Source organism: Aeromicrobium sp. EU05-FHT14F07, from assembly GCF_058790455.1.
In genome coordinates, this window is record NZ_JBYTCR010000011.1 from 20,850 (window position 1) to 34,780 (window position 13,931).

A 13,931-nucleotide genomic window follows, 5' to 3' on the forward strand; every position below is an offset into this window, starting at 1 on the left:
CTGCGGCTCAGCCCTCCGAGGCATGGTCGCGTTCCAGCTCGCCCAGCCAGCGGTCCACTGCATCGAGCCGATATCGGGCAATCCCGCCGAGCCGCAGGAACGGTGGCCCGGTCCCGGCCGATCGCCACCGCGACAGCGTGGACTCTGACACCTTCAAGTACGTGGCAACCTCACGACTATCCAGCAGCGGCGACACGACCAGTGCCTCGGCCTTCTCGCTCATGAGACTTCTCCGGTGTCCGGGTCGAGGTCGCGGTAGAAGGCTTCCTCGGCTACGCGGCGGGCTTGGACGTCGGTCATGACGAACTCCACGAACTCGGCGTCGCGGTCGATGATCGGCACATCTTCGATGGGGTCGGCGGGTTCCTCGCCGGGCCAGACTGTCTGCCTGGTGGGCCGGTCGTGGTCAAGCTTCGTGCCCGAGGCAGCCACCCAGTCGCGGAGGCGTTGGCGGGCGTCGGCGAAGTCGCGGTGCCAGCCGAGCGGCGCGGAGCCGTCTTGCTCGGGGTCGTAGGCGCAGAGCCAGTGCAGGTGCAGCGCGGACAGTTCCCACAGCAGTTCGGGGTGGGTGTGCCAGGCCGGCGGGATGACGGTGGCGGGCAAGCCGTAGGTGTGCCTGAGCCAGTCCACCCACCGGTTGAGTTCCAGCCACTCGACCTCGGCGTCGTCGGCGTTCAGCAGGTTCCAGTTGATCGGGTGCGGCGGCTCGGCGACCAGCGGGTCCTCGAAGCCGTCGTCGGTGTCGCCCAGGTCCGGGTCGGGAACCTCGTCCGCGGCGGCGTCCTGGTGTGGGGTGTCGGACATGCTCTGCTCCTGTCTGCTCTCGCATCCCCGGGTCGTGCCGGGGCTCGCTGTGGCAGGCAGGTGGGCCAGGAGGCGTCTGGACGTTCAGTCCTCGGTGCGGCGCAGCAGGGCTTCGATCTCCGTACGGTCGGCGGTGAGCTGGGCGGCGTCGGGGCGTTTCGGCCAGGGGTGCAGGTCGGTGAAGATCGGGGGCGCGGAGCGCAGCAGGACGATGCCGGTGCCGAACGGGAGCCGGCGGATGCGGTCGGGCGGGAAGATCGGGATGCGGCGGATGGAGCGTTGGTTGGAGCGGGTGCCGTGATCGCCGAGGGTCACGGAGTCGGTGTATTCGTCGCGTTCCCCCACGAGCGCGCTCAGGTCTTGCAGATCGCGGCTGTTGGACGCGCCGCCGAGGATGACCTTGACGATCGAGGCGTCCCAGATCGCGCCGGCCTGGTGCTCGTTCCACTTGTCCCGCGCCTGCGCGAGCGACTGGAGCACCGGCATCGTCGTGATGCCCGAGCCGCCACCTTCGGCCATGAGGGTCGGCAGCGATGGCAGCGGCGACAGGTTGGCTATCTCGTCCAGCGCCAGCAGCATCGGCGGATCGAGCCGGGCACCGGGTGAGCGTGCAGCCAGCCGCCGGGCGGTCTCGATGAGGTCTTCCACCAGCGCGGCAACCAGCGCGGCGCTGGCCCCTGCGCCGGACCCGGTGGCCAGGAGGAACAGGGTGCCGCGGTTCTGGATGAAGTGCTCGGGGTCGAAGCCCTCGCCGGGACCGGGCGACACGGCATCGAGCACCCGCGGGTCGGCCAGCGATCCGAGAGCGAGGGACACGCCTTGCCAGATGGAGTCTCGGGTGCGGGGGTCGGAGTCGATCATCGCTTCCAGGGACTCGGCCCATCCCGTCGCTGCTTGGGTTGAGCCGGTCAGGATCGCCACCGCGTCGGCGGCTGCGGTGGGGTCGAGGGTCCAGCGGAACAGCTCAGCCGGTGGCCGGTGGTCGATCGCTGCGGCGTGCAGGAGTGATTGCAGCGCGGCTCTGGTCTTGCCTTCCCAGAACCCGCCGCCATCGACCCCACCGGAGGCGAGTCCGGTGCCGGCGGCGAGTCCGGTGGCGCGGATCATCGCGGTCTGCGGGGATTCGCAGCCCCGGATCGGCGACCACCGCATTCCCGCAGGCAGTCCTTCGGCGAGGTGCTGCGGGTCGAAAATAGCAACGGGGCCGACTCTCTGGCGGGCGCGCATGGTCGCGGTCAGGTTGTCCGGCCTCGTGCTGGTGCAGACCACGGCGCCGGGTGCGTCGAGGATCGCCGGGATCACCAGATGCAGTCCCTTGCCGGAGCGGGGCGGACCGATGACCATGATCGAGTCCTCGACCGACGCCCACACGCTCGCGCCCTTGGAGACGCCGAGCCGGTAGCCGACATCCCGTGCGCGAGGATCATCCAGGCCGGGGCGCAGGTTCCCGGCGCGGCGCAGCAGTGCCTTCTCGGACGCAGCGGCGGCGACCTCGTGCCGGGTGGCGATACCGGCCATCCGTCGCGGGTCCTGCTCGACCCGGTGCGTGTGCCGGCGCAGCCGCGACCACGCCCACAGTCCGCCCGCTGCCAGAGCGGACAGCAGCAGGCTCGTGACCGTCCAGTACGCCACCGGGTTCAGGCCCGGGGCGTCGAGCGCTGTGGCGGGGTCGCCGGGATTGAACAGCACGCCTATCCCGGAGGCGGCGTCGCCGGCGGGCTGGCCGGTGTCGGTGAGGAATGCCGCGACCGATCCGGCACCGCGGAGCACGAGAGCGACGCCGAACAAGACGACCAGCCCGATCATCGCGGCGTTGGTCAGCTCGTCTCCGAAAGAGCCGGTCTGCCGGCCCTGGCCGTTCACAGCTCGATCCGCCGGATGATCGTGGTGCCAGAGATGCGGCCGACCAGCAGCACCTCCACGACCCCGCCCGAAGTATCCGGCCCGAGATGGGCGGGATCGATTAAGGCGCGGGCGGTGCCGGTCCCGGCGGCGTCGGTGTGCCCGGTGACGACGGCGACTGCCACGTCCTCACCGGGAACGAATCCGTCGCCGGTGACGGTGTGGAACACCGGCAGCGCCGCCTGCTCCGGTGCGGGGTGTGGGAGGGAGGGTCGGCGGCGTCGGGGCGCGATGATGTCGGTGAAGGTCGTTCCGTCCGACTCGCGGACCTCGACCCGTGCCGGGATCGTCCGGTCGTTCGTGGCGTGGTCGATGATCTGCCCGAACGAGGAGCGCCGCCACGGCCCCGCGACCGGGTCCGGGTCCAGTGGCTTCCCGTCGACCGTGACAGTAACAGTCCCGTCCTCGTGCACATCGAGCACGATGAGCGGAATGGATACCGGGACAGATTCGGGCTCGGGTTTCCTCATGGCCGCGAGGTGAGCCAGAGTCCTCCTGCGTGAAGGCGGCGCGGCTCAGGTCAGGATTCGTGAACGTCCGGGGAATCAATCTCCTCGTAGGCTTGAAACCCCGGCCAACGAAGGAGACGTACCGTGCTCGACGAGCTGCTCGACCTCGAACACCAGGGATGGAGATCCCTCTGTAACAGCACAGGCGCGGACTTCTACGGGCAGATCATGACCAGCGACGGCGTCATGGTTCTCGCCCACGGTCAGGTTTTCGACCGGCAGGCGGTCATCGACTCCCTGGGCGAAGCACCGCCGTGGCGGACTTACGACATCGCCGACGAGCGACTCATCGCCCTCAGCGACGATCACGCGATCCTCGTTTACACCGGCCGCGCCTACCGCGACGAGGATGAGCCCGCGTTCACCGCGCTCATGTCCAGCGTCTACACCCGGCACGACGGCACGTGGCGACTTGCCCTCTACCAGCAGACACCCGTCCCCACCCAGGCGTAGAGCCAGACGCGTCGACATAATCCGACAGCCTGTCCGTTGTCGAACGCCGGGCTGTTCGCTCCCAACGGGCCCAGAGACGTCCTGGAGGACCTTGAAGCTCTCGCGAAAACCGTCAGGAATCTGGGGAACTTCTAGGAGTTCCCGGTCATGCGGGCGGTGGTGTCGAACGCGGCCAGCTCGGCGGGGTGGAGCTGGTGCTGCACTACGAACGACCTGTCCTTGATCCGCCAGAGCCCTTGCCCGGTGCCGAGCCCCGGCAGGAGACGTTGTTCGGTGCCGGTGAGTCCAAGCGCGGCCGCGGTCGGGCCGAGCTGGTCGGTCTCTTGCCGGTAGACGATCCGGGTCTCGGCGTTCGCGAGCAGGCTGTTCGCGAGCGCCCGGTTCGCTGAGCCGAGGTCGCCGACGTTTTCCAGGTCGGTGAGCTTGTGGAACACGAGCAGGTTCGCCAGTCCGTAGTGCCGCGCGAGCCGCCAGTGTGCGTCCATCCGTCGCAGTAGCGCCGGGTGGGACATGAGCCGCCAGGCTTCGTCGTAGATGACCCAACGGCGTCCGCCGTTCGGGTCGAGCAGCGCGGCTTCCATCCACGCTGACGAGCAGGTCATGAGCACGCTGATGAGGGTGCTGTTCTCGGTGACGCGGGACAGGTCCAGGCTGACCATCGGCAGCGATGGATCGAATCTCAGGGTGCTGGGGCCGTCGAACAGCCCGCTGAGGTCACCGCGGACCAGACGGCGCAGGGCGTGTCCCACTTGCCGGCCGTCCTCGGTCAGCCGCCCGTCGGGGTCGTCGGCGGGGTCGGGGCGCAGCAGTCGGTCGACCACCATCGGCAGGATTGGCACGTCCGCGTCGCGCACCGCCCCGGCGAGTGCGGTGTCGATTGCGGTGTGTTCCAGAGGCGCGAGCGGGCGGTCGAGCACTGTCTCGGTGAGCGCGCCGAGCAGGTCACGGCGCCGTGCGGCGAGGGTGATGGCCCACTCCTGGTCGCTGAGGCCGCCGGGGCGGTAGCCCTCATCGAGCGGGTTGAGGCGGTTGCCCATCCCATGTCCGAGGATGATGGCTTTGCCTCCTACGGCTTCGGCGACGCCGGTGTGTTCGCCCTTGGGGTCGCCGGGTACGTAGACGCGGTAGCCGAAGGGCAGGCTGCGGGTGTAGAGGCTCTTGGCGAGCGACGACTTCCCGGAGCCGACGATGCCCGCCAGGATCAGGTTCGGGGCGGTGATGATGCCCCGCTGGTACAGCACCCACGGGTCGTACACGAACGACGACCCGCTGTAGAGGTCCTGGCCGATGAACATCCCTTGTGGCCCGAGCCCGGCCTCGGCGAGGAATGGGTAGTGGCCGGCGAGCACGGCGCTGGTGTCCTGATGTCGGGGAAGCCGGAACCGTCCCGGAGTGCGGAGCATCGCCGGACCGGGCTCACCTGCCGGCGGCAGATAGACCGTGGCGCGGCGTTCCGCGCGCTCAGCCTCCATCCGGGCTCGTGCCGTCGCTCTCTCGGCCTGGCGCTGCTCGGCGACGAGCCGGGCCGCCGCCTCCCTCCGTGCCTTGCGCAGCTGCCGCCGCTCAGAGGCGGGCGCGACGAGGACCGCGGTGTGCAGCTTCTCGTCCCGGCTCACAGCGACAGCCCGCGGTTCTGCTTGACCGCGGCCACGCCGGGATGGCTGAACCACGACTTGTCGCGACCGGCGCTGCGGCGCCCGGTGGCCGCGGAGCCGGCCGGTGGGCGCCGAGCTGGGACGGAGGATTCGGCGGGCGGGTCGATGGCGTCTTCGGGCCGGATCAGGTGCCGCCGGTAGAGGGCGACGTGTCCCGCCTGCGGGTTGTAGGTCATCGCGTAGTCGCCGGTCTCCGCCTGATGGTCGCCGGCGTAGGCGGGGGCGCGGTCGTGAACGTCGCCGTTCTGCAAGGCAGCGTCGGTGGTCTCATCGCCGTAGTCCCATCCGGACAGATTCTCGATCCCCGCCTCCGGCCCTTCTCGGTCGATGAGGTCGAGCACTCGGTCGGCTTCCTCGCCGTGGAGGAACACGATCCCGACCCACCGTTCCGCCAGCGGTCCGTGGGGGTTCCACACGATCCGGCCGGAGTGGGTCATCGCTGCGTTGAGCCGGTCGTGGGCCTGGTCGATGAGCGTGCCGGCGTGGTGCAGCTCGTCGGCTGCGGACAGCGCCTCGACCGCGCCGCCGGCCTGGTCGCGGGCCTCGTCGGTGACCTGGTGCTGATGGTTCAAGTGGGCGTTGGCGAGCTGATCCAGGACTTGTCGGAGCGACCGCATCCCGCCCAGCAGGTCACCGATCACGGCGTAGCTGTCGGACGGGTCCTCAACGGTGCGGGTGGCGTGCGCGAGCCCGCGCAACGCTTCGTAGGCCTCATTGGCGTCGTGGGCGGGATCGGTGAACGTGGGCATCACGGGCCTCCATCTGTGCTGGGTCTCTCGATGCCGGTCAGGTGAGCCCGCGGGTCACACCGTCCGGCACAGCGGTATCGCCGCGGCGGTGAACGCCGCCGCTTGCTGGCCGACGAGCCTGCGCGTCTCGCAGGAGGCTTGGATCGCGGACTGTTCGATCGCGGCGACGGCTGCTTCCAGCTCGTCGAGGGTGGGCGCGGAGACGCTGATGAGGCCGGAGACGCGAAGTACCCCGTGTCCGGCGGTGAGGTCGGCCTCCTGTTGGAGCACGTCTTGGTACTCAGCGGTCTGACTGGCGTCCTCGATTTGTCCCATTCGTGCGCGCTGTGCGGCGTCTGAGATGTGTTCGACCTTCTTCTTGCGGATGTCGCGGGCTGCTTGGTCTGAGCGCATCGGGGTGTAGATCAGCGACACCGACCGTTGGATGCCGGTGGACAGCAGCACCGGGGCGAGGAACCCCGGATAGACCATCGACCGCGGCCATTCCGCGACCCACAGGACGGCGTGCCAGGCCGAATCGGTGCGCAGGGTGCCCCATGTCTCGGTGACCGCGACCGGCCCGGCCGTGGCGAGCTCCTGGCCGAGTCGTCCGTGCCGTTCCAGCGTCGCGGCGACGGCAGGGTCGTAGGCCGAGCGCAGGATCACGGCGACTTGTCCGGGACCGAGCCAGCCGACAGGGGCCAGGTCCGCTGAACGGAGCGCGGCCGTGAGCGTCGCCATCTCCTGGCGGAGCACCGCGGCACCGCCGCGGATGCCGCCTCCGGCGGTCCTGATCTGCCGAGCCGCGGTCTTCATGTCCAGGGAGAGGCTGATCGTGGTGGCGTGTCGTTCGCCGGCGGGACCGGCCCGCTCGATCAGCTCGGCGTAAGTCTGAGCGGCCCAGGAGTCATCGGCGGTGCCGTGCTCGGCCCACCATTCGGCCAGCCCGGCCCCGGAGTCCGGCAGGGTGCGTTCGAGCACTTGCAGGGTCGCGATCCGCCCCGACCGGCATACCGTGGCCAGCACCCGCCCCCAGGAGGTGACCCGGCGTTCTTGCTCGCCGGGATCGAGCAGCACGAATGCGGGGTGGGTGACCTCGCAGACCACGGTGAGCGTGGCCTGGCGGGGATCGTGGATCATGCACGCCCCGGTCTCGGGGTCCAGATGCTCCCGCAACCGGGCCATGTCGCCGGGCAACGCGAGATTCCCTGCCGGACGCGGTTTGACGATCCGCCGCCGGTAGAGCAGCTGCCCGCCGGTGGTACGCCATAGCCACCAGCAGGTGACCGGGAGCCATTCGACCATCGGCCGCCCGGCGATGGGCACCCAGGTCAGCACCGCGGCGAGCACCCAGATCGGGGCGGTGTAGGCCAGCAGCATTCCGGCGCCGGCGTAGAGCGCGGCCAGCATGGTCAGCCCGCCGATGCCGGCGGCGACGAGCTGGGAGACCGACAGGCCCAGCAGCACACCCCGCCGGGTGAGGCGGGAGAACTTCACCGGGGTCAGCTCGCTCCCGGGCGCCTTCCGTTCCGTCGCGGACATGCGTCACTCCTTCCCGGTCTGCGGCGGCACAGGCTTGGACGGTGCGGGCGTACGCGGCTGCGGCGCGGAGGGCGGCGGGGGCGCCTTCGACGGCGCGGCCCCACCACCGGCCTGCCCCTCAGCGCCGCTCGCGGCGGCCTCCGCCTGACCCGCAACCGCCTTGCCTGCCTTCGGCCCGGCTTCAGCGGCTCCCTTGGCGACCTGCGCCCCGACGACGACCGCAGCCGCGGGACCAGCCGCAGTAGCGCCCGCCCCGGCACCCGCACCGGCTCCGGCGTCCGCTCCTGTCCCGGTCGCGCCCGCGGTGGGCGCCGGGTTGCGCGGCGGGGAGCCGCCCGGTCCTGTGCCCGACCCGCCCTGCGGGGAGCCGCCCGGTCCTGTGCCCGACCCGCCCTGCGGGGCGCCACCCTGGGGGTCATCGAGAACCTTCTTCGGCTCGCTGCCGCCCTGGGGCTTGGACGGCAGCGGCAGGGGACGGTTGAGGGCGTTCTTGGCCTCTTGCTCGGTGCCCATCTGCTGGTAGAGGTCGAATCCGATGAACGACACGAACCGGTAGACCATGTACGGGGCGAAGGCTGCGATACCCATGAGAACGGTGCCGGTGATCGGCTCAGTAACGGCGGTGATGTCTGCCTCGATCGGGGTGGCGATCTGGGTGATAGCGAGCAGGAAGATCACGACGAGTACGAGCTTGGAGATGATGAGCGCGATCACGAATGCAGCCCATTTGCCGATCCACCCTTTGGTGGCGTCCCAGGACGCTCCGGCGAACGCGATCGGCGCTAGCACCACGGCCACCAGTAGCAGCGCCTTACGGATGAGCAGGCTGAACCAAACGATGAAGACGGCGGCGATCATCAGCCCGGCCAGGAAGATCGTGACGATCGCGCCGACGCCGGGTGCGGCGATGTTGATGCCGGTGAGCCCGGCGGCGAGCAGGATGATCTTGTCGCCCATCGTCCCGGTGGTCTCCCCGGAGGCCTGGATGATGCCGATGCAGAGCTGGTCCACGATCTCCAGCGCGAGCGCGGTCAGCGTGATCACGACGAACGCGCCGAGCACCGATTTCGCTGCTCCGAGTGCGGCCCTGGACAGGGCGGTGGGGTCGCGGCGGATCAGCCCGGTGATCAGTTGCAGGCAGAAGAAGATCAGCACCAGGAACACGCCGATGCCGAAGATCAGGTTGTAGACGCTGGTGAACCCGTCCGTCTGAACATCGACCAGTGTGGTGGTGTCGAACACCGTCCACATTGCCTCGATCAGCCAGCCGGCTGCACCTCCCATCGCCTGGGCGAGCCAGTCGAACGGGGCCGCCACGACCGTCGCGGCCGCTTCGCCGGCCACATCGCAGACGGACGAGATGATCGGAACGTCGCAGACACTCATCGCGAATCTCCTGTTGTGCGGGCCGGCATCAGACGGCCTGGCCGACGTCCCAGAAGAAGTTCACGAGCGTCACCGCCGCGCCACAGATCACCGCCGCGCCGCAGGAAATCAGGACGCCGAGCTTCCCTCGCCCGGACAGGTGCGGGTTGGAGCTGTTGGCGCCGTAGGCCCAGACGATCGCGGACGCGATCAGCGCCAGGACACTGAGGATGAGGCCGACGGTCATCACGGCGCCGACGATGGTGCGGAGCTGTTCGATGCCGGGCAGGCCGGAGCTGTTGGGGTCGATGTCGATCACGGCGGTTACTCCCTTGCTGAGCAGATGGCTGGTTCAGCGGCGAGGTGAGCCAGCCACACCCTGAGCGCGCACTGTTTGGCGCAGGGTCAGAGCTGGCGGCCGAGGACGATGAGCCAGTTCACCCACGCGACACCGGCACCGGCGAGGACGGCCGCGCCGACGCCGACGAGCACCCCGATCCGGCCCTTGGAGGCCAGGGAGTGGTTGCCGTGGGAGGTGCCCAGCGCCCAGCAGATCGCCGAGACGACGATCATCAGCACCGCGACGATGAGCACGATTGTGAGCAGGGCACCGATGACCTGTTCCAGATCACCGATCCCGGTAAGACCGTCGAAGTCGGGGAACACGTCCATCACGCACCGGCCTTGACGGTGACGTGTAGGTGGTCGATGTGCCTTGTCGTGATATCCGTCCCGCGGGTGTAGTCGCGCCATCCTTCGGCGTCGCGGGCCAGGGACCAGATCTTGTCCTGCCAGATCAGATACTCCACCCCGAGGGTCTGGGCGTGGTCCTTCATCCAGTTCGTCACCGCCCACCCACCCTCGAGTTGTGCCGGGGTCGGCTGTTGGCCGATGGTGTTGCCGAATGTGATGTCGCAGGCACGCCCCAAGGGGTGTTCGGAGACGGTGCCGGGGCGCGGTGAGTAGCAGGCCCATCTCGTGTCGGGGAACGCGCTGGTGCCTTGTTCGTACAGGTGCAGCAGCCGCGCGGTGATCTGCCCGCTACTGGTGGGGTCATCGACCATCCGGTCGGGGTCGCCGTCCAGCGGGACCGGCTCGCTCGTCGTGCCGCCGGGGGCGCATCCGGCGGGGCTTCCGACTGTGGCTTCGGGCAGGTCGGCGGCGTTGTGGGCGTTGAGCCACGCCGCCGCGTCGACGGCCTCGCCGTTGGTGCCGCCCGGCCTGACCTCGAAATGTAGATGCGGCCCCGTGGAGTTGCCGGAGCTGCCGACATCGCCGATGTGCTGCCCGGCGACCACCCGGTCACCGGCCTGGACGTGGATGCCGTGCTGCCACATGTGGGCGTAGGCGGTCGCCACCATCTGACCGTCGATGTGGTGCTCGATAACGATCAGTCCGCCGTAGCCGCCCGAGAACTCCGCGACGGTCACGGTGCCGTCCGCAGCGGCGAGGATCGGGGTGCCATCCGGGGCAGCGAAGTCGGTGCCGGTGTGGAACGATGACGCTCCGGTGATCGGGTGGATGCGGGGCCCGAACTCGCTGGTGAGCACCCACGTCCCCTCCGGGAGCGGGACCACCACGCGCGCGGACTGCGCCACCGGACCCGCCGCGACCACGGACACTGCCGGGCCGGCCGAACCGCTTCCAGAACCGGACGCACCGGTCAGGGCATCGACGATGGCTTCGGCGACCGGCTCATAGTTGCGGTAGCGGTCCGGGTAAGCGCTGACCTCGACGGCTTGGGCAGCCTCGCCGGGGTCCATCTGCTGCCAGCCTGGAATGTCCAGCAGACCTCGCGGGCTCGGGTAGTTCGGGCCGGTCGGCCCGCCGAAGAACGCCTTGGCCTGGTAGGTCGGGTCCATCAGGTCCGCGACGGTGCCCCAGCCCGATTGCGGGCGCATCTGAAACAGCCCCAAGCTGTCGTGGTCCGACCCGTTGCCGTCGTTGGGGTAGTCGCCGCTCTCGGGGTAGGTGCCGGTGTTCGCCAACTGCCGCAGCGTGCTCTCGGTCAGCGCGGCCATCAGCGCGATCGTGATCCCGGGACGACCCACGCCCTCGATGCCGCCTCCGATCGTGATGATCGTGGCCGCGTGCGTGAGCTGGGTCTTGTTCACCGTGAACGTGGTGCCCTCGGCGGTGGTGACCGTCAGCGACTCCGGGACACTTCCCACGGTGACGGAGCCGCCAGGGACCACGCAGTTCGCGGCGGCAGGATTCATCAGCACGCCGACCCCGACCAGGGCCAGCGTGGGACCCAGGAGGACCAGCGCGAGAACGGCGGCGGCGACCTTCTTCAGCACGGCACGACCTCCGGCTATCGGAGTGGGTTGTCGAGCTGGGACAGGCGCAACACATGACACAGGCCGGTGCGGAACTGCGGCGCCGGCGGCGGGCAGGCCAGGAACACGGTGAACGACACCGACTGCTCGGCGGTGACGGGTTCGTCGTTCCAGACGCCTTCACGGTGGCGGGTGCCCTCGATCGTGATCGCGGTGGCACCGGGAGGGAGTTGCCCGGGCTGAGCCTGCTCGACCGCCTGATCCCAGGCCTCGGGAACGAACGAGCGGTCGATGACCAGGTGCTGGGTGGTGGCATACTTGCGCAGCTCGATCCATGCCTCCCGCGAGGGCAGATAGGCGGCGATGTCCGAGGCGAGCCCGGCCTGCTCGGTGCCGGAGGGGTCGCCGACCTCCAAGAGTCCGGCGGTGTAGTCCAGCGGCATCAGCCCCGACCCGGTGTCCCAGCCGAACAGCGCCTCCGCGACGTTGCGGGCGAACTCGTCCGGATCGTGCGAGGGCACGACCCGCGGCAGGCCCGGCGCCACGGGGTCGGTCTCACCGGGCGCGGTGGCCGTGGGCGCAGGGTCGGGGGCGCGATCGTCGGGCGGTCGCGGGCCGGTGATGAGCCCGTAGACGCCGACGCCGACCAGGAGCAGCAGCACGAGCCCGGCGGCGATCACGGCGATCAGCCGGCCACGGGACCAGGAGGCGAGATTCGTCTTCATACCCGTCAGGTGAACCCGCCCGCGACTGACGCGACGAGGTGGTTCAGAGGGCGCGCAGCAGCGGCCGGTCCTGCTGTGCGCCGGCGCGGGCGGTGCGGAGCCGGTCGGCGAACGCGACCGTGCCCTCGACGGCGGCGACGAACGCCGCGATCTGCTCGTCGGTGAGTTCGGCGGCCAACTCGTCCACGTCGTAGTGCGTCCACCACGCTTCCATCTCGCCCCAGGTCAGCACGAACGCACGCACCGAGAACCGCACCGGCTCCTCGTCCGCGTCGACCGGGCGACGAGACGGTGCGGCCGGCTTCGTGGCCTTGCCGCGCTTGGCGGCATGGACGCGGGCAAGTGCTTCGTCGGCCAGCTCGTGCAGCCGCCGATCCCGGTCGGTGCCGGCTTCGGCGTGCGCATCGCGGAGGTGCTGGAAGATCGGGTTGACCGGCGCGCCGGCCTCGATCTGCGCCAACCCGTCGCGGGCCTGAGCGCGCAGCACCTCCGGGGTGGTGGGGTCGTCGGCCAGGCGTTGCAGGAAACCGATCTGCTCCAGCCGCGTGTAGGAAGACGAGCCGGTCACCATGCGCGCCGCCTGCGCGCGAGCATCCCCGAGCTGGCCGGGTGCGGGTGGTCCCGCCGAATCGGCGGGACCATGTTCTCCGGGCTTGTGACCGGCCTGGAACTGGGTGGCCGCCTTCCTTCGGGCGGCGTCCTCGGCCATGAGTTCCTTGATCTCCCGATACAAGCCGGCGGCCTCGATCGGGCTGAGGGCCTTGTGGAGCTGGTTGTCGTCTTGTTCGGCCAGCAGATGCCCGAGCCGGTCCGAGATGCCCGAGCGCACCCACACGCTGACCCGCCGGTGCCCGAGCTGCTTGATCGCCGCGAGCCGCCGCGCCCCGCACACCAGCGTCCCGTCCGGGGTGATCGTCGGCGGCTGCAACAGACCGTGCCGGTCGATCGACGCCGCCAGGGCGTCGAGGTCGCCCAGGTCGGTGCGGTGTCGGCGGCCCACGGTGATGGAGTCCACCGTCCTCTCCAGCTCGATGCGACCGGCTGGTGCGCTCATCGCGCACCCCGCGACGCGTCGGTGCCGCGCGTGTTCGTGCCGGGTGCGGCCAGAGACAGGGTGAGCACGAGGTCGTCGTCGCGCAGCAGCACCGGGAGCGTCTCGCCGATCAGTAGCCGCAGCAGCATGCCGCGTCCCGCGCCGGTTGCCGCGAGCGCCGGGTCCGGGCTGCCCAGCAGAGCGCGCAGCAGCACCGCCCAGGTCCGGCCCGGTAGGTCGAGTAAGGCGCGGGCGTGCTTGTCGCGCCGCAGCGTCTCGTAGGCGGTGTGCCGATTCCCGACCCGGGTCAGCGCCCCGCAGACGTGCTCCACCGCCGTCCGCGCGGTGTCGGCCGGCCAGCCCAGCAGCACCAGCAGCGTGATCGCATCCTCCACCGCCGCGGTCGCGGACGTCGGCTCCGAACCGTCCCGCTCAGCCTCGTCACCGTGACCGTCGCCGTCGTGCGGGTCAGTGACCTGGAACGCCGGGTGGTAGTCGTCCAGCGGGTTCTCCCGGTCGGAGAGCCGTTCGGGGTCGTGGAACACCGAGTAGCGGGGCCGGCGCGCCTGGTGGGTCGAGCACAGCAGTCCTTGGCCGCGTTCCTCGGCGATGCAGGTGATCCGCACCGCGTGCGTGACGACCGCCCACGGGTCCTCCGCGGTGCGGGCGGCCTTGGACCGCATCACGTCGAACGCCGCTGACGCGGCCTCCCACGGATCGAGCCGATGCTTGTGCGCCAGGGCCGCGTACTTCTCGGCCGCGAACGCCATCAGCTCCGCAGCCACGGGGTCCTGCTCCCACGCGCCACGCCCCGCAGCGTGGATCCGGCACAGCAGGGCACGCAGCCCTTCGCTGCTGCGGTAGTCCTCACCGGGCGTGCTGGTGTTCGCCGTGCCGGTAGTTCTGGTGTTGTCGGTCATGGTCGGGGCACCTCCT

Annotated in this window: 15 protein-coding genes; 1 reads left to right on the forward strand and 14 read right to left on the reverse strand. The window is 70.1% G+C overall.

All coding sequences use genetic code 11. From position 1 onward, the window contains the following. Positions 1–7: 7 nt before the first annotated feature. From AC3WRM_RS11030 to AC3WRM_RS11045, 4 genes are all read right to left on the reverse strand, one after another. On the reverse strand, positions 8–223 hold the full coding sequence (locus AC3WRM_RS11030) for a helix-turn-helix transcriptional regulator (RefSeq protein ID WP_463653837.1): 216 nt from the start codon (positions 221–223) through the stop codon (positions 8–10). Beyond that, positions 220–804, reverse strand: coding sequence for a hypothetical protein (locus AC3WRM_RS11035; protein ID WP_492248478.1), 585 nt, complete (start codon positions 802–804; stop codon positions 220–222). The genes AC3WRM_RS11030 and AC3WRM_RS11035 overlap by 4 nt, the downstream gene beginning before the upstream one ends. Before the next feature lie 84 nt (positions 805–888). After that, positions 889–2,667 (reverse strand): type IV secretory system conjugative DNA transfer family protein, encoded by a 1,779-nt coding sequence (locus tag AC3WRM_RS11040; protein WP_492248479.1) that lies wholly within the window; start codon positions 2,665–2,667, stop codon positions 889–891. After that, on the reverse strand, positions 2,664–3,128 hold the full coding sequence (locus AC3WRM_RS11045; protein ID WP_492270924.1) for a hypothetical protein: 465 nt from the start codon (positions 3,126–3,128) through the stop codon (positions 2,664–2,666). The genes AC3WRM_RS11040 and AC3WRM_RS11045 overlap by 4 nt, the downstream gene beginning before the upstream one ends. A gap of 171 nt (positions 3,129–3,299) precedes the next feature. On the opposite strand from AC3WRM_RS11045, the gene AC3WRM_RS11050 reads away from it, so the two are divergent. Further along, positions 3,300–3,668: a DUF4440 domain-containing protein gene (locus AC3WRM_RS11050; RefSeq protein WP_463653834.1), complete on the forward strand. Its 369-nt coding sequence runs from the start codon at positions 3,300–3,302 to the stop codon at positions 3,666–3,668. 131 nt (positions 3,669–3,799) lie between these two features. Here AC3WRM_RS11050 and AC3WRM_RS11055 read toward each other — a convergent pair whose 3' ends face one another. The 10 genes from AC3WRM_RS11055 to AC3WRM_RS11100 all read right to left on the reverse strand — a co-directional run bounded on the left by AC3WRM_RS11055 (position 3,800) and on the right by AC3WRM_RS11100 (position 13,915). Next, complete coding sequence (locus tag AC3WRM_RS11055; protein WP_492248480.1) at positions 3,800–5,284, reverse strand: putative type IV secretion/conjugal transfer ATPase; 1,485 nt, start codon at positions 5,282–5,284, stop codon at positions 3,800–3,802. Then, the gene (locus tag AC3WRM_RS11060) at positions 5,281–6,072 is read right to left on the reverse strand and encodes a hypothetical protein (RefSeq protein WP_463653831.1); all 792 of its coding nucleotides are present in this window, start codon (positions 6,070–6,072) and stop codon (positions 5,281–5,283) included. The genes AC3WRM_RS11055 and AC3WRM_RS11060 overlap by 4 nt, the downstream gene beginning before the upstream one ends. Positions 6,073–6,126: 54 nt before the next feature. Next, positions 6,127–7,593: an SCO6880 family protein gene (locus AC3WRM_RS11065; RefSeq protein WP_463653830.1), complete on the reverse strand. Its 1,467-nt coding sequence runs from the start codon at positions 7,591–7,593 to the stop codon at positions 6,127–6,129. A gap of 3 nt (positions 7,594–7,596) precedes the next feature. Then, a complete protein-coding gene (locus AC3WRM_RS11070) occupies positions 7,597–8,979 on the reverse strand; it encodes a conjugal transfer protein TrbL (protein ID WP_492248481.1) in 1,383 nt (460 codons plus the stop codon). 28 nt (positions 8,980–9,007) lie between these two features. Continuing rightward, positions 9,008–9,277, reverse strand: a complete 270-nt coding sequence (locus AC3WRM_RS11075) for a DUF6112 family protein (RefSeq protein ID WP_463653828.1) — start codon at positions 9,275–9,277, stop codon at positions 9,008–9,010. Between the two features lie 86 nt (positions 9,278–9,363). After that, positions 9,364–9,630, reverse strand: a complete 267-nt coding sequence (locus AC3WRM_RS11080) for a DUF6112 family protein (RefSeq protein WP_463653827.1) — start codon at positions 9,628–9,630, stop codon at positions 9,364–9,366. Continuing rightward, positions 9,630–11,258, reverse strand: a complete 1,629-nt coding sequence (locus tag AC3WRM_RS11085; RefSeq protein WP_492248482.1) for a M23 family metallopeptidase — start codon at positions 11,256–11,258, stop codon at positions 9,630–9,632. The genes AC3WRM_RS11080 and AC3WRM_RS11085 overlap by 1 nt, the downstream gene beginning before the upstream one ends. Before the next feature lie 14 nt (positions 11,259–11,272). Further along, positions 11,273–11,917, reverse strand: a complete 645-nt coding sequence (locus AC3WRM_RS11090) for a hypothetical protein (protein ID WP_492248483.1) — start codon at positions 11,915–11,917, stop codon at positions 11,273–11,275. 88 nt (positions 11,918–12,005) lie between these two features. Further along, entirely contained in the window at positions 12,006–12,977 is a 972-nt protein-coding gene (locus AC3WRM_RS11095; protein ID WP_492248484.1) for a ParB N-terminal domain-containing protein, read from the reverse strand. A 35-nt stretch (positions 12,978–13,012) separates the two neighbouring features. After that, positions 13,013–13,915: a hypothetical protein gene (locus AC3WRM_RS11100; RefSeq protein ID WP_463653823.1), complete on the reverse strand. Its 903-nt coding sequence runs from the start codon at positions 13,913–13,915 to the stop codon at positions 13,013–13,015. Between the last annotated feature and the right edge of the window lie 16 nt (positions 13,916–13,931).

Coding starts and splice junctions, on each gene's coding strand:
- AC3WRM_RS11065 (WP_463653830.1), bottom strand. CDS start 7,593: ATGTCCGCGACGGAACGGAAGGCGCCCGGGAGCGAGCTGACCCCGGTG.
- AC3WRM_RS11060 (WP_463653831.1), bottom strand. CDS start 6,072: ATGCCCACGTTCACCGATCCCGCCCACGACGCCAATGAGGCCTACGAA.
- AC3WRM_RS11035 (WP_492248478.1), bottom strand. CDS start 804: ATGTCCGACACCCCACACCAGGACGCCGCCGCGGACGAGGTTCCCGAC.
- AC3WRM_RS11030 (WP_463653837.1), bottom strand. CDS start 223: ATGAGCGAGAAGGCCGAGGCACTGGTCGTGTCGCCGCTGCTGGATAGT.
- AC3WRM_RS11080 (WP_463653827.1), bottom strand. CDS start 9,630: ATGGACGTGTTCCCCGACTTCGACGGTCTTACCGGGATCGGTGATCTG.
- AC3WRM_RS11100 (WP_463653823.1), bottom strand. CDS start 13,915: ATGACCGACAACACCAGAACTACCGGCACGGCGAACACCAGCACGCCC.
- AC3WRM_RS11070 (WP_492248481.1), bottom strand. CDS start 8,979: ATGAGTGTCTGCGACGTTCCGATCATCTCGTCCGTCTGCGATGTGGCC.